Source organism: Streptomyces sp. NPDC037301, assembly GCF_055602785.1.
The window spans coordinates 521,101-540,187 of record NZ_JBVJWD010000002.1 but is presented as its reverse complement, the minus strand read 5'-3'; the positions used below and the strand labels follow the sequence as shown (position 1 = coordinate 540,187).

At 70.3% G+C, this 19,087-nt stretch carries 15 protein-coding genes; 5 read left to right on the top strand and 10 right to left on the bottom strand.

The genetic code is table 11. The annotated features are described in order from the left end of the window. Positions 1 to 92 precede the first annotated feature (92 nt). Entirely contained in the window at positions 93 to 1,580 is a 1,488-nt protein-coding gene (locus ACZ7IB_RS05745) for a carboxylesterase/lipase family protein (protein WP_470909437.1), read from the top strand. A 79-nt stretch (positions 1,581 to 1,659) separates the two neighbouring features. Here the strand turns inward: ACZ7IB_RS05745 and ACZ7IB_RS05740 are convergent, their stop codons facing one another. Continuing rightward, a complete protein-coding gene (locus ACZ7IB_RS05740; RefSeq protein ID WP_093897410.1) occupies positions 1,660 to 1,875 on the bottom strand; it encodes an EF-hand domain-containing protein in 216 nt (71 codons plus the stop codon). Positions 1,876 to 2,040: 165 nt separating this feature from the next. Here ACZ7IB_RS05740 and ACZ7IB_RS05735 point away from each other — a divergent pair, with 165 nt between their 5' ends. Next, positions 2,041 to 2,679, top strand: a complete 639-nt coding sequence (locus ACZ7IB_RS05735; protein WP_470909433.1) for a GNAT family N-acetyltransferase — start codon at positions 2,041 to 2,043, stop codon at positions 2,677 to 2,679. 45 nt (positions 2,680 to 2,724) lie between these two features. On the opposite strand, the gene ACZ7IB_RS05730 is transcribed toward ACZ7IB_RS05735, so the two are convergent. From ACZ7IB_RS05730 to ACZ7IB_RS05710, 5 genes are all read right to left on the bottom strand, one after another. Further along, positions 2,725 to 3,882 (bottom strand): YVTN family beta-propeller repeat protein, encoded by a 1,158-nt coding sequence (locus ACZ7IB_RS05730; RefSeq protein WP_470909431.1) that lies wholly within the window; start codon positions 3,880 to 3,882, stop codon positions 2,725 to 2,727. Beyond that, a complete protein-coding gene (locus tag ACZ7IB_RS05725) occupies positions 3,882 to 4,703 on the bottom strand; it encodes a polysaccharide deacetylase family protein (protein WP_470909429.1) in 822 nt (273 codons plus the stop codon). The genes ACZ7IB_RS05730 and ACZ7IB_RS05725 overlap by 1 nt, the downstream gene beginning before the upstream one ends. 882 nt (positions 4,704 to 5,585) lie before the next feature. Next, on the bottom strand, positions 5,586 to 6,101 hold the full coding sequence (locus tag ACZ7IB_RS05720; RefSeq protein ID WP_383070834.1) for an ATP-binding protein: 516 nt from the start codon (positions 6,099 to 6,101) through the stop codon (positions 5,586 to 5,588). A gap of 250 nt (positions 6,102 to 6,351) precedes the next feature. Beyond that, the gene (locus ACZ7IB_RS05715; RefSeq protein WP_470909427.1) at positions 6,352 to 7,119 is read right to left on the bottom strand and encodes an enoyl-CoA hydratase/isomerase family protein; all 768 of its coding nucleotides are present in this window, start codon (positions 7,117 to 7,119) and stop codon (positions 6,352 to 6,354) included. 87 nt (positions 7,120 to 7,206) lie between these two features. After that, on the bottom strand, positions 7,207 to 8,451 hold the full coding sequence (locus ACZ7IB_RS05710) for a L,D-transpeptidase (RefSeq protein WP_470909425.1): 1,245 nt from the start codon (positions 8,449 to 8,451) through the stop codon (positions 7,207 to 7,209). Positions 8,452 to 9,147: 696 nt separating this feature from the next. Between ACZ7IB_RS05710 and glgX the strand changes: the two genes are divergently transcribed. Further along, positions 9,148 to 11,382, top strand: a complete 2,235-nt coding sequence (glgX, locus tag ACZ7IB_RS05705) for a glycogen debranching protein GlgX (RefSeq protein ID WP_470909424.1) — start codon at positions 9,148 to 9,150, stop codon at positions 11,380 to 11,382. Between the two features lie 22 nt (positions 11,383 to 11,404). Here glgX and ACZ7IB_RS05700 read toward each other — a convergent pair whose 3' ends face one another. The 4 genes from ACZ7IB_RS05700 to ACZ7IB_RS05685 are packed head-to-tail and all read right to left on the bottom strand — an operon-like array spanning position 11,405 to position 15,068. Further along, positions 11,405 to 12,055: a response regulator gene (locus ACZ7IB_RS05700; protein WP_470909422.1), complete on the bottom strand. Its 651-nt coding sequence runs from the start codon at positions 12,053 to 12,055 to the stop codon at positions 11,405 to 11,407. 19 nt (positions 12,056 to 12,074) lie between these two features. Then, on the bottom strand, positions 12,075 to 13,364 hold the full coding sequence (locus ACZ7IB_RS05695; RefSeq protein ID WP_470909420.1) for a sensor histidine kinase: 1,290 nt from the start codon (positions 13,362 to 13,364) through the stop codon (positions 12,075 to 12,077). 23 nt (positions 13,365 to 13,387) lie between these two features. Beyond that, positions 13,388 to 14,164, bottom strand: a complete 777-nt coding sequence (locus tag ACZ7IB_RS05690) for an ABC transporter permease (protein ID WP_470909418.1) — start codon at positions 14,162 to 14,164, stop codon at positions 13,388 to 13,390. A 1-nt stretch (position 14,165) separates the two neighbouring features. Then, positions 14,166 to 15,068 (bottom strand): ABC transporter ATP-binding protein, encoded by a 903-nt coding sequence (locus tag ACZ7IB_RS05685; protein ID WP_470909416.1) that lies wholly within the window; start codon positions 15,066 to 15,068, stop codon positions 14,166 to 14,168. 185 nt (positions 15,069 to 15,253) lie between these two features. Here ACZ7IB_RS05685 and ACZ7IB_RS05680 point away from each other — a divergent pair, with 185 nt between their 5' ends. Continuing rightward, entirely contained in the window at positions 15,254 to 17,125 is a 1,872-nt protein-coding gene (locus tag ACZ7IB_RS05680; RefSeq protein ID WP_470909415.1) for an ABC transporter ATP-binding protein, read from the top strand. Then, positions 17,122 to 18,996 carry an ABC transporter ATP-binding protein gene (locus ACZ7IB_RS05675; protein WP_470909413.1) on the top strand — a complete coding sequence of 625 codons (1,875 nt, stop codon included), beginning with the start codon at positions 17,122 to 17,124 and terminating at the stop codon, positions 18,994 to 18,996. Before ACZ7IB_RS05680 ends, ACZ7IB_RS05675 begins: the two co-directional genes overlap by 4 nt. Positions 18,997 to 19,087: the final 91 nt, after the last annotated feature.

The window sequence follows — 19,087 nt, the reverse complement described above, 5'->3', positions numbered from 1 at the left end:
CCCTCACTCACCATCCGTCCGGCTCGTCGTCCGTCGCACTCTCAGCAACCGCACCGTCCGCGATCACGCCGCAGAAGGGATGAAACCACCTCATGGCTGCCGTACCCCCTCCCATGTCCAAGACGTCGCCGCAGGTCAGCACGGTCCACGGGGCGGTGCGCGGCACGCTGGAGCAGGGCGTCGCCGTCTTCCGCGGTATCCCGTACGCGGCCGCGCCGGTCGGCGCCCGCCGCTTCCGGGCGCCGGAGCCGCCCGAGCCCTGGGAGGGGGTACGGGAAGCGGTGGCGTTCGGGCCGACCGCACCCAAGCGGCCGTACTCCCCGCCGCTGGACCGGCTGCTGCCCGATCCCGACGTGCCGGGCGACGACTGCCTCAACCTCAATGTGTGGACACCCTCCCCGGCCCGTACCGGGCTGCCCGTCCTCGTCTGGATCCACGGCGGCTCGCTGCTGCACGGCTCGTCGGCCGTTCCGGTGTACGACGGGGCGGCGTTCGCCCGTGACGGCGTCGTTCTCGTGTCGGTCAACTACCGCCTCGGCGTTGAGGGGTTCGGGGTGTTCCCGGACGCGCCCGCCAACCGGGGGCTGCTCGATCAGCTCGCGGCGCTGGCCTGGGTGCGGGACAACATCGCGGCGTTCGGCGGCGATCCGGACCTGGTCACGGTGTGCGGTGAGTCGGCGGGGGCCATCAGCATCGCCGCCCTGCTGGCCGCCCCGCGTGCCAAGGGCCTGTTCCGGCGTGCGGTGCTGCAGAGCGGTGCGCCGACCGCGCTGCCCCTGGACGCCGCCGCCCGCCGCACCACGGAGCTGATCGCGAAGCGGCTGGGGGTCGCGGCGACGGCCGGGGCACTGGCTGCGGTGGACCCGGCGCGGCTACTGGCGGCGCAGACCGAGGTGACGTCCGGCGGCTCCCCGCTGACCGGCGGGAATTCGTTCCAGATCGTGGTGGACGGCGATCTGCTGCCCCGCGATCCGCTCGAAGCGCTGCTGGACGGCGCCGCGAACGACGTCGATCTGCTGATGGGCGCGAACAGCGAGGAGTACCGGCTCTGGTTCGTGCCGAGCGGTCTGACGGAGCGGCTGTCCAGGATCAAGCTGCGGCTGGCCCTGCTGAAGTTCAAGGTTCCTGGCGCCACGGCGCGTACGTACCGCACGAACCGGCCCGGTGCCACTCCGGGTGAGCTGCTCGGGGCGCTGGCCACCGATCTGCTGCTGCGCGTCCCGCTGAACCGGGTGGCCGATGCACGCGCCGACGCCTCGGGGAGTACCCATCTCTACGAGTTCGGCTGGCCGTCCCCCGTGCTGCGGCTCGGCGCCTGTCACGGGCTGGAGATCGCGTTCGTCTTCGACACACTGGACCGGCCCGACGCGGTGGCTCTGGCCGGCGAGGACGCCCCGCAGGAGCTGGCCGACGCGATGCACGCGGCGTGGGTGCGGTTCGCCGCCTCCGGTGATCCCGGCTGGCCCGCCTGGGACACGTCCCGCCCGGTGATGGGCTTCGGCCCCGGAGCGCCCGCCGTGGTGAGCGCCCCGCGCGACGAGGAGCTGCGCGGCTGGGCACCGTACCGGAGGAACACCTGACACCGGTCGGTGGGCCGCCGGCAGCGGCGCGGGCGGCGGCCCCCGGCCCGCGGGCCGGGGGCCGGGGGTCCTCCCGGCATCAGCCCTTGTTCTGCGCCGCCCAGAACTCGTCGAACGTGAGCAGCCCGTCGCCATTGGCGTCGTGCGAGTTGATGACGGCCTGGGCCACCGGCTCGGTGACGTAGGGGTCGCCGAGCTGAGCCATCACGCTCTTGTACTCGGCAGCCGATATCAGCCCGTCCCCGTTGAGATCGAACCGCTGGAATGCCTTGCGTGCCGACTCGATGTCTGCCACAGTTCCGCCCCTTCGTAATGCCTGACCAATGCCTGGCCAGTGTCTGACTGACGGGGGTCAGATTAACGGGCGCGACGGGTGGCGGTCGCAGCGGCCGGTGGTCGATCATGGATGGGGTGTCCGCCGCCCGGCGGACCGCGTTCGGGACCGGGGAGCGGGACGCCGATGGACGATGCACTGGCAAAGATCCTGGCGGCTGCGGCGCACGGACGGTTTCCCCCGCCGGACGGGTCCACGACGGTGGTGGGGCAGCCCTGCGCCCGGGATGCGGGAGTGCTGGCGTTCACCGCGCACTCGGTGGTGTTCACCGACCAGGATCCGCTGTGGGTGCGGGCCGTGCTGGCCGCCACCCCCGGTGACGCGCTCGCCGCGACGATGAATCCGTACTTCCTGAGCGCGCTGCTGGCCCGGAGCGGCCGGCACATGAACACCATCGATCTGCTGACGGTCGCGGACGCGCTGCCGGGCGAGCCGGAGATCGCGCTGCGGGAGATCGAGGACCCGGAGCATCCTCGGGTGGCGCGGGCGATGAAGTACCGCGACGAGGTGCGGGTCTGGTCCGCCGACGGCGGTGTGGTGGTCCTCGGCCGGGGAGTCGCGGGGCGCTGGGAGACCGCGGTCGAGGTGGCCGAGGAGGCGCGCGGCCGGCGGCTGGGGGAACGGCTGGCGCGGGCGGCCCGGCATCTGGTGCCGGACGCGGTGGTGTGGGCTCAGCAGTCGCCGGGGAACGCCCGCAGTGTGCGGACGTTCCAGGCGGCGGGCTACCGTCCGGTGGGCTCGGAGGCCCTGTTGGTCGCGGGGTGAGTGTCCAGCGGGGCCGGGTCACGGCTCGTGGCCGACGCCGGGCCGTCAGCGGAAGACGCCGGTGTGGCCGAGTGAGTAGCGGCCCGGCTGCGGGTAGACGGCGAGTCCGTGCGGGCCCCTGCCCACCGGGATCCGGGCGAGCTGTTTGCCGCTGGTGGTGTCGATCGCGTACACCTCGGAGTTGTAACGCCCGCTCAGCCAGAGGACCTTGCCGTCCGCCGAGACTCCGCCCATGTCGGGGCTGCCGCCGTTCGGCAGGCGCCATTTCTTCGCCAGTTTGCGCTGTGTGAAGTCGAAGACGGAGATGGAGCCCTCGCCCCGGTTGGAGATGTACATCTCCTTGGAGTCGCGGCTGACGTAGAGGCCGTGGGCACCCTTGCCGGTGGGCAGCAGCTTCGGGGTGGTGAACTTCTTCCCGTCCAGCACCCACACCCCGTTGGCCATCATGTCCGCGATGTAGAACGTACCGCCGTCGGGTGACAGCTTCACGTCCTGCGGCATCGCTCCCTTGAACGGCAGCTTCTGCCGGCCGACGACCTTCATCTGCGCCGTGTCGACCTTGAGGAGTTCGCCGGAGAACTCGCAGGAGACGATGAAGTACCGGCCGTCCATGGAGAAGTCGGCGTGGTTGACGCCCTCGCAGCTGACCGGGATGGTCCTGGCCGTCTTCATGGTGTGGGCGTCACGGAAGACCAATTGGCGGTCCATCGAGGCCATCACCACGGCGTACTTGCCGTCCGGTGTGAAGTAGAGGTTGTACGGGTCGGAGACGGGCACCGTGCGGCTCACCTTCCCGGTGGCCGGATCGATGGCCGTGAGGCTGTCACCGATGTCGTTGTTGACCCAGAGGGTCTTCAGGTCCCAGGACGGGACGACGTGCTGCGGCTGGCGGCCGACCTTGATGGTCTCGATGACCTTGTACGTCGCGGGATCGATCACCGACACCGTGTCGGAGTTGGTGTTGGGGACGTACACCCGGGACGGGAAGTCCTTGACGACCGGGGAGAGCTTCCCCGGCCGGTCGGCCGCGTAGACGTCCTTGGCGTCGAGCACCGGTGGCATGCCGGGCAGCGCGGGCTTCGCTCTGCCGGACGGTACGGCAGCCTCGGCTTTCCCCTTCTCGGCGGAAGTACCGCAGCCGGTGAGTACCGCCAGCAGGACGCCCCCGAGCAGGGCCGCGGTGAGCTTGGTGGAGGTAGGCATCACGTCAGCAGCTCCGTGGTCGTCACCGCGCGCAGTCGGCGGCGGTCGATTTCGGTGAGGAGGAGAGGCAGGGCGGCGACCGTGTCCGTGTAGCCGAAATGCAGGCTCACCACCGATCCGTTGCGGATCTCCCCGGCCACCTTGCGGGTGACGGCCGCGGCGCCGGGAGAGGTGAAGTCGAGCGAGTCCACGTCGTACGAGAGGACGTGCGGGTAGCCCGCCCTGGCGGCGAGCCGCCGGACGAGCGGGGTGGCGTACCGGGTGCGGGAGGGCCTGAACCAGGTGCCGATGGAGCCGGTGAGCCGGCGCAGCCGCTGGGCGCAGCCGGTGATCTCCGCGTACGCCTCGGCCTCGCCCATCGAGGAGATGTCGATGTGGCGCTGGGTGTGGTTGCCGAGGTCGTGGCCGCCGTCGAGGATGCGGCGGGCCATCTCGGGGTGTTCGTCGAGCCAGCTGCCGACGGCGAGGACGGTGATCCGGGCGTGGGCCCGTTCGGCCTCGGCGAGTACGGTCCGGGCGATGGCGGGGTCGCCCTGGCCGTGGAAGGTGAGGGCGACGCGGGCGCGGTCGCGGGGGCCGTGGTCGATCTGGACCGGCTGCCCGGGGAAGCGGTGCGGGGCGGGCGCGGGGTGCGGGGCCGCGGGCCGGGTGGTCGCGGTGACGGGGTTCTTCGGGCTCACTGCGGTCGGGACGGTCCTGGCCGACGTACCGGCGGCGTCGCCGCGGTCCGCGCATCCGGCGGTGAGGGCACCGGCGATGGCGGCCCCTGCTCCCGCGCGCAGAGCGCTGCGGCGGTGCACCGGTGTGTCGGAGGCGTTCATGTGAAGAACAGTAGGGGCAAAATGCGCAAAGAATGAAAATATATGAGCAACTGGGTGACGCGAATGAATCACCCGCTGAATCTCATAAATATTCATGGTTTTCCAGGCAAGTGACCCATCACACCTGTGATTCACCTGAAGAATGTCGCACTATGGCATCAAATGCCCTGTTTGCACCTTTGGCGGCGAGGTCGCCCGTCTGCCATAGTCGGTGACACGACCGCATTGACCCGAGCTCGGTCGTCACAAGCGGCCGTGAACACACCCCCCATTTCACGGCCCCCACACAGCAGCCCCCGAAGCGCCGCACCACGGCAGACCGGGGGCTTCTGTGCATCCGGCCACGAGCCCGCCGGGGGGTGCGAGCTGCTGACGGTTTGCTGCGTTGAAGTGAGGTGCATCCCGACCGGGAAGCTCAAGGCCCGGCTGGTCTCCATGGCCGCCGAACAGGGCCTGAGCATTGTCGCGGCCGACCCCGCCTACACCAGCACGTGGGGTGCCCAGCGCCGACAGAAACCGCCGGCCGCCCCGCACCGCAGAATGTCCCGTCATGATGCCGCCGGTATCGCGATCGGACGATGCACCCTCGGACACCCCGTCCTGGATGGGGTATCCCCTGCTCGAGCGGAGTTGAGAGCTTGGGGAAGGACGGCACCGCCCCCACACGACCGGAGCGATCGTGCGGGGCATCGGACCGTCCAGGCCGGGCCAGGCACCCGGGGACGTGACGGAACCCGCCCACCCGCAACGGGCCACGCCCCCAGAGGCGTGCCGCCGAACGGGACGAGAAAGCGGCAACCCGGCGCATCCAACACCGTTCGGGATGCACCCAGAACGCAGCAGTGGGTCCAGGACCCACTCATGCACGCTGGTCAGGAACGGTCAGCGGTCGGAGATCCGCATCTCGAACCAGGTGGTCTTGCCGCGCGGCAACAGATCCACGCCCCACCGGTCGGAGAGCTTGTCGACGAGGAAAAGCCCCCGGCCGCTGATGTCCATCTCCTGGACGGGCATCAGACACGGCAGTCCACGCGAGGGGTCGCGCACCTCGATCCGGATCCATCCGCGGCGGCGCAGCATCCGTAATCCGAAAACCCGGGCGCCGGTGTGCCGTACCGCATTGCCGACGAGCTCCGAGACGAGCAGCACGGCGTATTCGGCGGTGTGCGCGGAGAGCGCCCACTGGCGCAGCACCACACACGAGGTGAGCCTTCGGGCGGTGGCCGCGGACTCCGGGCGGGACGGCAGCCGGACTTCACCCTCCGCCGGGTTTCCGAACAACTCCAGCGCTTTGAACGCCTGTTCGTCATCGACTGCCGGCATCCAGCGTGCCGCCGTCGCGCCGCTGCGCGGTCGCGGCTGTTCCACACCCTCCAGGCCCGCCATGCACACCATCATGGCCGCAAGACGAGCACTCCGGGGCCGTTCCAAAGGAATCCGCACCCCGGAATGCACCATTCCGGAGAGATCGGTAGGCATATGCCAATGGCAGAATGCAGCCCGATACACCCACCCTGACCTGCACAGATAGCGCCTCCGAGCGAGGTTGTCGGCCCCTTCGGCCAGCTGGGCCTTAAGGTTCTTTAAGGCCCAGCCAATCCGCCCGCACGGATGAACCCGCGTCGCTCTGTGCCCAACTGGCGTTCGGTCAGAGGAACTTGGCCTTGCCCGGACCCTCTTCCACAAAGCTGCGCATACCGCGTTCCCGGTCCTCGGTGGCGAACAGACCTGCGAACCAGTTCCGCTCGATCGTGAGCCCGGTGTCGATGTCCGTCTCCAGGCCGGCGTCGACGGATTCCTTGGCGGCGCGCAGCGCGAGGGCGGGCCCCTTCGCCAGCTTGGCGGCCCAGGCATGTGCCTGCTCGTACACCTCGGCCGCGGGCACCACGCGGTCCACCAGACCGATCGTCAGGGCCTCCTCGGCCTTCACATGGCGGCCGGTGAAGATCAGGTCCTTGGCCCGGGAGGGGCCGATCAGCCGGGCGAGACGCTGGGTGCCGCCCGCTCCGGGGATCAGTCCGAGCAGGATCTCGGGCTGGCCCAGCCTGGCGTTGTCGGCGGCGATCCGGAAGTCGGCACAGAGCGCCAGTTCGCAGCCGCCGCCCAGCGCGTAGCCGGTGACTGCGGCGACGACAGGCTTGGGGATCCGGGCCACCGCGGTGAAGGAGTCCTGCAGCGCCTTGGACCGTACGACCATCGCCGTGTGGTCCATCGCCTGCATCTCCTTGATGTCCGCGCCCGCCGCGAACACCTTCTCGCCGCCGTAGAGGACCACTGCACGCACATCGTCGCGCCGGGTCGCCTCTTCGGCGAGTTCACGCAGCCGGTCCTGGGTGGCGACATCCAGGGCGTTCATGGGCGGACGGTCCAGCCGGATCGTGCCGACGCCGTCACTTACTTCGAGGGTTGCGGTCATGAGAGGCAGGTTAACCGTGGCTAACGCGAGCGGGCCCGGTGCTGTTGGTCACAGCACCGGGCCCGCTCGCTTGCCGTACGACGCGAGCTACTTGGTCCACTCCGACCAGGACATGTTCCAGCCGTTGAGGCCGTTGTCCGGCTGGATCGTCCTGTCGTGCGAGTTCTTCACGACCACTACATCGCCGATGAGCGAGTTGTCGAAGAACCAGCCCGCCGAGGTCTTCTTGCTCCAGGCACCACGCACGTCCTGGAGACCGACGCAGCCATGGCTGGTGTTGGCCGAGCCGAAGACACCGGAGGCGCCCCAGTAGTTGCCGTGGATGAAGGTGCCCGAGGTGGACAGGCGCATCGCGTGCGGCACGTCCTTGATGTCGTACTCGCCGCCGAAGCCGACGGTGTCACCGTTCATCCGGGTCACCTTGAGCTTCTCGCTGATGACCATCTGGCCGTTGTACGTGGTGGTCGCCGGGGCACCCGCCGAGATCGGGATGTTCTTGATCTGCTTGCCGTCGCGGACGACCTTCATCCGGTGCGTGCTCGCGTCGACGTTGCTGACCTGCCTGCGGCCGATCGTGAAGGAGATCGTCTTGGCCTGCTTGCCGTAGACGCCCGGTCGCCCCTCGACGCCGTCGAGGTTGAGCTTCACGGTCACCTTGGTTCCCGCGGCCCAGTACTCCTCGGGGCGGAAGTCGAGGCGGTCGTTGCCGAACCAGTGGCCCTCGATCGGTACGGAAGGCTCGGCCGTCACCTTGATGGCGTTCTCGACCGCTTTCGGGTCGGTAATGCCACGGGTGAAGTGGATCGAGACGGGCATGCCGACGCCGACCGTGGAACCGTCCTCCGGGGTGTACTGCCCGACGAAGGTGTTCTGCGGGACCAGCGTCGTGAAGCTGGTGTCCTTCGCCGACTCACGGCCCTTCGCGTCCTTGGCGACCGCGTGGACCTTGTACTTGGTCGCCGCGGCCAGATGCTGGTCCGGTGTCCAGCTCGTGCCATCCGCCGCGATCTTCCCCTCGACCTCGGCGCCCTTGGGGTCGGCCACCTTCACCGTGGCCAGCTTCCCCTGCTCGGCGGAGATCTTCAGTGCCCCGCTGGTGGCGACGGAGTCCGCGCCGTCCTTCGGCGCAATGGTCACCACGGCCTGCGAGGCGGTGGTGTCGTCGCCCTTCGACCCGCCCTTGCCCGCGCTGCCGGCGTCGTCTCCCCCGCCGCACGCCGTCACCAGCAACAGCAGCGCACCCAGTACCAGAGCCAGCAGTCCGGTGGCCCCTCGCCCGCGCCGTCCGCTGTTCGCCCCGGCCGATGTCCCCGATATCGGCTGCCCGTTCAATGTGCTCGTCTCCCCTCACACGGCCTGGCCCCGCCAAGACCCTGGGAGCCCGCAGGCCCCCGCCCCCGCGCGCTGCACACGCGCGCTCAGCAAAAGATAATCACACCGATCACGGGGAGATGACCCCGCGGATGTCACCGTTCAGTCCCAACTTGTCCCGGGACTCCGCCAGGTGACACGGGGTACAGGCGCTGCGGGGACGGCCGGCCTGTCCGTGTCCTGATCCGCCGGACAGGCCCTGGAGGATCCGACGGGGTCTCAGAGCCTGTCGGGTGACCTCTGATCGGGCGGCCACGGCCTGGCACGCACTCCCCCAAGGCCTTAAGGGCCAGGGGGACCCCCTCGGCGTTGCCGAAATGCCCTGGTAGCTCTTTCCCCGAACTCTCCACTTCGTTCGAGCAGGCAAGGCCCCATCCGAGGCCATCCCGGCGCCTTGGATCCGGCACCGGTGCAGCCGCTCAGTACGGCCAGCACGGCGAGCAGTCCTGCCCAAGTCAGCACGGTGGCCGAACTCGCCACCGCCCTCTTCGCCACGTGGTTCACGTCCCCCCAACGCCGGGGGCCGGCCGGGGGAAACGTGAGTGCGGGCCCCCGCGTGGGCAGAACAGAGGGGAGGACCACACTCGGGGAGCCGCGGCCGGGACGCCGCGCGCTCCCTTTCGGTGCCGGTCCCCATGAGCCGCGGGAGGCGAGCAGGTGTCGAGCGCAGCCGAGCAGCAGGCAGTGCAGGAGACGGGCGCGGAGACCGTGCCGGAGAGCATGCGGGAGGCCGTACAAGGGCGGCCGCCCGCCGTGTGGCCCGGCGCCCCGACGCCGCTCGGGGCTCGCTTCCGGGTGGGCCCCGACGGAGTGGCCGGCACCAATTTCGCGCTCTGGGCGGGCGGCGCGGAGGCCGTCGAGCTCTGCCTCTTCGACGAGGACGGGAGCGAGACACGCCTTGTGCTGACCGAGCTGACCCATGAGATCTGGCACGGCTTCGTGCCGGGCGTGCGGCCGGGGCAGCGGTACGGCTACCGGGTGCACGGCCGCTGGGACCCCTGGACCGGCGCCCGCTGGAACGCGGCGAAGCTGCTCCTCGATCCGTACGCACGGGCCGTGGACGGCTCGTTCACCCTCCCGGCCGAGGTGTACGGCCATGTGAGGGACTGGCCGCACCAACAGGTCGCCGACACCGTGCGCGACGAACGGGACTCCGCTCCGTACGTGCCGAAGGGCGTCGTGGTCCATGACGACGACGACTGGGCGCAGGACCGCCGGCCCAAGACCCCGTGGGCGGACTCCGTCATCTACGAGCTGCATGTACGCGGCTTCACCAAGCTGCACCCCGAAATCCCCGAGGAGCTGCGGGGCACGTACGCGGGTCTCGCCCACCCGGCGGCCATCGGCCATCTGCAGCGGCTCGGGGTCACGGCGGTGGAACTGCTGCCGGTGCATCAGTTCGCCCACGAGGACCATCTGCTCCGGCGCGGCCTGCACAACTACTGGGGCTACAACTCCATCGGCTACTTCGCCCCGCACGCCGACTACTCGGCGAGCGGGACCGCGGGCCGGCAGGTCGGCGAGTTCAAACGGATGGTGCGGGCCCTGCACGACGCCGGGATCGAGGTGATCCTCGATGTGGTCTACAACCACACGGCGGAGGCGAGCGAGCTGGGTCCCATGCTGTCGCTGCGCGGCATCGACAACCGGGGCTACTACCGCCTCCAGTCCGACGCCCGCAGATACGCGGACTACACCGGCTGCGGCAACACCCTGCATGTGGTCCAGCCGCACGTCCTGCGGCTGATCACGGACTCGCTGCGCTACTGGGTCACGGAGATGGGCGTCGACGGCTTCCGCTTCGATCTGGCGGCCGCGCTGGCCCGCTCGATGCACGACGTCGACATGCTCTCCCCCTTCCTCGCGGTGATCGCCCAGGACCCGGTGCTGCGCCGGGTGAAGCTGATCGCCGAGCCGTGGGACGTCGGCAACGGCGGCTACCAGGTGGGCGCCTTCCCTCCGCTGTGGACAGAGTGGAACGACCGCTACCGGGACGCCGTACGGGACTTCTGGCGCGGCGCCCTGCCCGATGTACGGGATCTCGGCTACCGGCTGACCGGATCCAGCGATCTGTACGCGTGGGGCGGCCGGCGCCCGTACGCCTCGGTCAACTTCGTCACCGCGCACGACGGCTTCACCCTGCGCGATCTGGTCAGCTACGAGCAGAAGCACAACGAGGCCAACGGCGAGGGCAACCGGGACGGCACCTCGGACAACCGGGCCTGGAACTGCGGCGCCGAGGGCGAGAGCGACGACCCCGGGGTCAATGCGCTGCGCCGCCGTCAGCTGCGCAATCTGCTCACCACACTGCTGCTGTCGACGGGTGTGCCGATGCTGGTCGCGGGCGACGAGATGGGCCGTACGCAGGGCGGCAACAACAACGCGTACTGCCAGGACAACGACGTCAGCTGGCTGGACTGGTCCCTGCTCGACCAGCCCGGATGGCGGGCGCTGACCGAGCTGACCTCCCGGGTGCTCACCCTGCGCCGCACCCACCCGGTGCTGCGCCGCCGCGCCTTCTTCTCCGGACGGGCGCAGGCGGCGGACGGGCTGCGGGACCTGGCGTGGTTCACCCGGCAGGGGGCGGAGATGACGGAGGAGGACTGGTACGCACCGGCCGCGACGGTCGGGCTCTATCTCTCCGGACGCGACATCCCCGGCCGGGACGCGCGCGGCGAACAGGTCACGGACGACAGCTTCCTGGCGATCCTGCACGCGGACCACCGGCCGAGCGACTTCGGGCTCCCAGGGCCGCCGTGGGCGCAGAGTTACGAACTGGTCCTGGACACCTCACGGGAGGACCAGGCCGTGGCACCCGGCACCGTCCACCGGGGCGGCGGGCTGCTGACCGTACCGGCCAGGTCGGTGCTGCTGCTGCGGGTCAGGGAGTGAGGGGCACTCAGCCGCCCCGGGGTCAGCCGAGGATGCCCCGGTCGTAGCCGACCGCGACGGCGGCGGCCCGGTCCTTGGCGCCCAGCTTGGCGAAGATATGGGTGAGGTGGGTCTTCACCGTGGCCTCGCTGATGAACAGCTCGGCGGCTATCTCACGGTTCGAGGTGCCCTTCGCGACGAGTTCGAGCACCTCGCGCTCGCGGCCCGACAGCGACTCGTTGCCCTGCGCCGCCGGGGTGCGCACCCGTGAGATCAGTCGGGAGGCGACGGCGGGCGAGAGCACGGTCCGGCCGTCGGCAGCGGCGCGGACTGCGTTGAACAGCTCCTCGCGGGGCGCGTCCTTGAGCAGATAGCCGGTCGCGCCGGCCTCGATCGCGGGGAGAGTGTCGGAGTCGGTGTCGTACGTGGTCAGGACGAGCACCTTGGACCGGGCGCCGCGCCCGGTCAGTTCGGCGATGGCGGCGACTCCGCCGCCGCCCGGCATCCGCAGATCCATCAGGACGACATCGGGGTCGAGCCGGGCCACGAGGTCGACGCCCTCCACCCCGTTCGACGCCTCCCCGAGGACCCGGAAGCCGGGGGCCGAATCGAACATGCCGCGCAGACCGTCCCGTACGACGGGGTGGTCGTCGACGACGACGAGTGTGATGACGCGTGCGGAATCCTCAGCCATGGCAGGCCAACCGTACTGGTCATCGGCTGTGCTGAACCAGCGGCACCCGGGCGCAGACCGCCGTGCCGCGGCCCGGCTCCGTCTCCACCTCGACGGTGCCCGCGATGCGTTCGGCGCGGGCCCGCATGCCGCCGAGCCCGAAACCGCCCGCGCCGCTGTACGGCGGCAGGGCGGCCGGGTCGAAGCCGCGGCCGTCGTCCCGTACGTCCAGGGTGAGTTCGTCGCCCATGAAGGACAGGGTGATGCCGACCCGTGAGGCCCCGGCGTGGCGGCCGGCGTTGGCGAGGGCTTCCTCGGCGATACGGAGCAGGGTGGCGGCTATCTCGTCGTGGAGCGGCTCGACGGTACCGGTGACGGTGAACTCGGCCCGGACCGCGTGGCGTTCGGCCCAGTCGGCGACCGTCTTCTTCAGCGCGCCCGGAAGGTCGTCGTGCTCCAGTGCGGCGGGGACCAGATCGTGTACCGAGCGGCGCGCCTCCCCCAGGCTGTGTCGGGCGAGGGCGGCGGCGCGGTCGAGGTGCTGCCGGGCCAGGGCAGGGTCGGTGCCGGCGATCGAGGTCACCACCTGGAGCTGGGCGATGATGCCGGTCAGGCCCTGCGCGAGAGTGTCGTGGATCTCGGCGGCGAGCCGACGACGCTCGTCGGCGACGCCCGCTTCGCGGGCCTGGACGAGGAGTTGGGCGTGCAGGCCCGCGTTCTCCGCCATGGCCTGTTCGAGGCGGGCGTTGGCGGACTCCAGTTCGGCGATGGTGTCGGCCTGGGTGCGGGCGTGCTCGGCCTCCCGGTCGCCGATCTGGGCGAACACCATGGTGAGGGTGGCGTGCAGGGCGAGAAGGATGCCGAAGGCGATCCAGTTCATGAGGGAGACCGGCGGCAGGCCGCTGCCGCACTGCGAGCCCGCCATGATGACGGCGGTGGCCAGCAGCCCGGCTCTGACAGCCCGGTGCGGAAGCAGTCGGCCGGCGTCGAAGTAGCCGAGAACCGCGAACATGGAGAAGAACGGATTGCACCAGGTCAGTGCGAAGGCGAGCAACAAGCGGGCGACGAAGTAGAACTGCGCCGCCCGCGACTTCGGGGGAACACTCGGCCGGGCCCGCCCCCACCAGAGCTGGAGGACGAGCGCCACCGGGACCAGCACCGCGGTGGCGTACACGTCCGAGCGGGACATGATGAGGTCGGCGGACACCGCCGAGACTGCGGTGCCCAGGCCGAGCAGACCGTACGGCCCGTACCGGAAGAACCGTTCCCCCAACTGCACGACCGCCGTCGGTCCGGTGGTGCTCGCCTTTGTCATGTCCCCCGTGTCCATGGGTGAAGTCTCCCCCGGAACGGTCACTCCCATCGAAACAGACGGGTCGCCAGCAGGGTCACCAGGGCCGCCCACAGGGCCATCACGCCCAGCTGGGCCCAGCCGGGCCAGCCGCCGGACGCCGCCCGGTCCAGCGCCTGGGAGGCCGCGCCGAACGGGGTGACCTGAACGATGCGCCGGAGGGTGTCGGGCATGGTCTGCACCGGGATCCAGACCCCGGCGGTGAACATCATCACGAGGTAGACGACCGAGCCGATGGCGGCGGAGGCCTTGGTGGTGCGGGAGAGCGCGCAGAGCAGTGCGCCGAGGGCGAGGACACTCGCCGTCGCCAGGAGCAGCGCCAGGACATAGCCGAAGGGCTGTCCGGGCAGCGTGACGTGGAAGGCGGTCCGGCCGACGGCCATCACCAGCGCGGCGGAGCCGAGGGCCGCGGCGCCGTGCAGGGCGATCTGCGAGGTGAGCAGGGCGGACGGCCGTACCGGAGTGGTCGACATGCGGCGCAGGATCCCGCGCTCGCGGTAGCCGGTGAGGACGGGCGGCATGGCCTGCAGCCCGGACATGATCATGGCGAGCAGCACCGACACCGGTACGTACAGATCGATGACGCGGCGGCCGCCGAGTGCGTCGTCGGGGTCCCGGAAGGACGGGATCAGGCCGAGGATCGTCAGCAGCACGGTCGGGAAGACGAGGATCCAGAACAGGCTGCCGGGCTCGCGGAGGAAGAGCCGTGTCTCGGCCCTGAGTACCGCTGCCCATGGGCTGGGTGCGTCCATCGCCTTGGCCGGGTTCGCCGTGGTCATCTCAGGCCGCCTGTTCTGTGAGGTCGAGGAAGGCGTCGTCGAGCGTTGCCTCGGTGACGCGGAGTTGGTGCGCGGTGATGCGGTGGCGGGCCAGCAGCGAGATCATCGCGTTGACCGTCTCGTCGGTGCCGTTGATGACGAACCGGCCGTCGTTCTGCTCGACGGAGACCGCCCCGGGCAGCCGGCCCAGCTCGGTGTCGTCGAGCGGCTGTGACGGCGTGAAGGAGATGACCGTGGTGCTGCCGGCCCCGCTGATCAGGCCGGACGGGGTGTCGAGGGCGACGACCTTTCCCTTGTCGATCACGGCGACACGGTCGCAGAGCCGGCTGGCCTCTTCCATGAAGTGGGTGACCAGAAGGACCGTCACGCCGCTGTCGCGTACGTCCTCGATCAGCTTCCAGGTGTCCCGGCGGGCCCGCGGGTCCAGACCCGTGGTCAGCTCGTCGAGGACCACGACGCGCGGGTTGCCGACCAGGGCGAGCGCGATCGACAGCCGCTGCTTCTGGCCGCCGGACAGTTTGGCGAACCTGGTGCCGTACTTGGTGTGCAGACCGAGCCGTTCGGCCAGCGCGCGCCAGTCGGCGGGTTCCGGGTAGAAGGCGTTGTACAGCTCCAGCGCCTCGGCCACGGTCAGCTTGGGCTGGAGTTCGCTCTCCTGGAGTTGCGCGCCCAGCAGCCGGGTGACCCGGTCGTGGTCGGCGACGGGGTCGAGACCGGCCACGCGGACCGTACCGGCGTCGGGAACCCGCAGCCCCTCGACGCACTCGACGGTGGTGGTCTTGCCCGCACCGTTGGGTCCGAGGATCCCGAAGATCTCCCCCTCGTCGACGGCGAAACTCACTCCGTCCACGGCGGGGCGCCCGGCGTAGGCCTTGTGCACCCCGTTCACTTCGATGATTGCCATGCCTACGAGAATCGTGTCGCGGGGACCGGCGCACCATCGTCCATCGCGCTCGAAGCGGCATCGGCCGATCGGTTGATACGGGGTACGACCAGCGGTCCGCAGAGCCTGGTACGGGGCTCCGCCACCGCCGGACGGCCGAAAAACCACATGAGCGATGTCAGTGGTGAACCGTAGGCTCGCCTGTGATGCCCGAATCACATGTAGAGCCCAAGGACCGGTCCACCGCGCGCTCCCTGCTGCGGTTGTGGCCCTATGTGAAGCCGGTACGCAAGCGCCTGTTCGGCGCGGCTCTGGTCGCGATAGTCGCTTCCTGTACCGGCCTGGTGATCCCTCTCGTACTGAAGTGGATCGTCGACGGCCCGGTGGCCGGCCGCGACCCGGGCGGCGTCTGGCTCGGCGCGCTGTATCTGCTGTTGCTGGGCCTCTCCGAGGCCGCGCTCTTCGGGGTGCGACGGTGGATGGTGGCCCGGCCGCTGGCGGGGGTCGAAGCGGCGATGCGGGCCGACCTGTACCGGCATCTGCAGCGGCTGCCGGTGGCGTTCCACGACCGCTGGCCGTCGGGGCAGTTGCTCTCGCGCGGGACCACGGACCTGATGCTGGTGCGCATGTTCCTGGCTTTTCCCCTGACCTTCCTGCTGGTCAACGGAACGACGATCCTGATCGGTTTCATCATTCTGCTGATGCAGCAGTGGACGCTGGGACTGGTGCTGCTCGCCCCGGTGGTCCCGTTGGTGATTCTCTGCTCGGTCTTCGAGACGAAGTACTCGCTCGTGGCGCGCAAGGCGCAGGATCAGGTCGGCGATCTGACGACGGTCGTCGAGGAGAGCGTGCTCGGCATCCGCATCATCAAGGGCTTCGGCCGGCACCGCAGCCAGGCCCTCGCGTTCCGTGCCCTCTCGCAGCGGCTTCGAAGCACGGAGCTGGGCAAGGCCCGCCTCCTCGCGGGCATCTGGGCCGCCATCACCACGATCCCCGAGCTGGCCATCGGGGCGGCGCTGGTCCTCGGCACGGTCCAGGTCGCGGACGGCGGGCTCTCGGCGGGCACGCTGGTCGCCTTCCTGTCCACGGCGCTCGCGCTGCGGTGGCCGATCGAGTCGATCGGCTTCCTGTTGGCGATGAGCCAGGAGTCGGCGACAGCGACCGAGCGGTTCTTCGAAGTGATGGATGTGGCCGAGGAGGACGACACGGCCGCCGACGACGGCGGCGCGCCGAAGGACCCGGCCGGTCAGGGCGAAATGGTCTTCGAGGGGGTGGAGTTCCGCTACCCCGACGCCGAGGCCGGCTCCGTACCCGTACTGTCCCGGATCGATCTGCGCATCCGCCCCGGCGAGACGATGGCCCTGGTCGGGGCCACGGGTTCCGGGAAGACGACGCTCACCGCGCTCGTGCCGCGGCTGCACGAGGCGACCGCGGGGCGGATCACGCTGGACGGCAGGGACATCACCGCCATGCCCCGCCAGGAGCTGCGCGAACTGGTGTCCGTGGCCTTCGAGGAGCCGACGCTCTTCTCGGCGAGCGTCGGGGAGAACGTGCTGATGGGCGCCGAAGGCGCCGGGGAGGAAGAGCTGCGGCGGGCGCTCGCGGTCGCGCAGGCCGACTTCGTGTACGACCTGCCCGAGGGCATCGGCACCCAGGTCGGCGAACAGGGGCTCAGTCTCTCCGGCGGACAGCGGCAGCGGCTCGCGCTGGCCCGCGCCGTGGTGGGCCGGCCACGTTTCCTGGTGCTCGACGATCCGCTCTCCGCCCTGGATGTGCACACGGAGGCGCTGGTGGAGGCCGCCCTGCGGCAGGTGCTTGAGGAGACGACGGCGATCGTCGTCGCGCACCGTCCGTCCACCGTGATGCTGGCGGACCGGGTGGCGCTGCTGTCGGAGGGCCGGATCACCGCTGTCGGCACCCATCAGGAACTGCTGCGCGACAGTGCGGAGTACGCCTGGCTGATGGCGGGCGCCGGAAGCACACAGGAGGGTGTCTTGGCCGAGGACGCCTTCCCCGACCCGTCCGACGAGGACCGCCTTGTGCCGGACGTCCCTGCCGAGAAGGGCCGCACCCGATGACGAGTACGACGACGACCGGGCCCGCCGACCGGCGCGATGCGCGGAAGAAGCCCGAGGGCCCGTCCCCCTCCGACGGCGCCGGGGATCAGTTCGACCGGGACGATCTGCCCACCCCCCGTGGTGCGACCCGCACACTGCTGATGTCGCTGCTCCGGCCGCACCGGGGCCGGGTGATGGTGTCCGCGCTGTTGCTGCTGATCCAGCAGGCGGCGGTACAGACGGGCCCGTTGCTCGTCGCCTACGCCATCGACAGCGGTGTGCCCGCCTTCCGGGACAAGGACTACGGGCCGCTGATCGCGGTGGCCGTGGGGTACGCGCTGTGCTCGGCGGCCGCGGGGGGCATGCAGTACGCGTTCATCCGGGCCTCCGCCCGGATCAACCAGGATGTGCTGCTCGATCTGCGCGGGCGGATCTTTCGCCATGCACAGGCGTTGAGCGTGGACTTCCATGAGCGCTACACCTCGGGCCGGCTGATCTCCCGCTCCACCACGGATGTGGAGTCGCTGCGGGAACTGCTCAGCGAGGGACTGCAGGAACTGATCGGCATCGTCCTGTCCTTCGTCTCCATCTCGCTGGTGCTCCTCTGGCTGGACTTCGGTCTCGGCGCGGTCGCGGTGCTCTCCTTCGTGCCCCTGTATCTGCTGGTACGGCTCTACCGGCAGCGGGCCGGACTGCTCTACGCGGCGCGGTCGACGGCGATCGCCGCGGTCATCGTGAAGTTCGCCGAGTCGATGAACGGCATCCGTCCCGTCCAGGCCTTCCGCCGCGAGCGCATCAACGACAGGCACTTCGAGGACCTCAACAGCACACACGCCTGGAAGAACGGCGGCGCGATGCTGGAGATGGCGCGCTATGTCGTCGGCTCCCGGCTGGTCGCCAACACGGCTGTCGCCGGGATCGTGCTGTGGGGTGCGTACCGCGTGGCTTCGGGCACCCTGGCACTCGGTGTGCTGGCTGCGGCCGTGCTCTATCTGCGTCGGCTGTACGACCCGATCGACCGGCTCGGCATGTTCCTCAACTCCTACCAGTCGGCCGCGGCTTCGCTGGAGAAGATCGCGGGACTGCTCGACCAGACCCCTTCCGTCCCCGAGACATCGGATCCGCGGGAGCTGCCCGCCCTCACGGGTGATCACCCGGGCCGCGAGGTCGTCTTCGACTCGGTGCGGTTCGCCTACCGGACGGGCGGCGAGGTGCTGCCCCGCTTCGATCTGACGGTCCCGGCCGGCCAGACCGTGGCCGTGGTCGGTTCGACGGGCGCCGGCAAGTCGACGCTCGCCAAGCTGCTGGCCCGCTTCTACGACCCGACCGACGGCCGGGTGCTGCTGGACGGGACCGATCTGCGGGACCTGGCCGTGCCCGAGCTGCGACGGGGTGTGGTGATGGTGACCCAGGAGGCGTTCCTGTTCTCCGGGACCGTCGCCGAGAACATCGCGATCGGCAGCCCCGACGCGACCCGTGAGGAGATCGAGCAGGCCGCCAAGGCGATCGGCGCACACGATTTCATCGCCGGACTGCCCGAGGGATACGACACGGACGTACGCAAGAGGGGTGGCCGGATCTCGGCCGGTCAACGCCAGTTGGTCGCGTTCGCACGGGCGCTTCTGGCGAACCCGGCGGTGCTGATCCTCGACGAGGCGACGAGCTCCCTGGACATCCCCGGCGAACGGGCGGTGCAGCGGGCCATGGACACGGTGCTGCACGGCCGCACCGCGGTCGTGATCGCGCACCGTCTGTCGACCGTGGAGATCGCGGACCGGGTCCTGGTGATGGAGCACGGGCGCATCGTGGAGGACGGTGCCCCGTCCGAACTCATCGGCGGCACGGGCCGCTTCGCCGGACTCCACCGGGCGTGGCGGGAGAGCCTGGCGTGACGGGGAGGGCGTAGGGCTCGGTTCCGGCGCGTGCGCCGGGCGGGGCCCGCCCCTCGCCTGCGCCACTCGGCGCGCGCGATCGGGCCGGAGC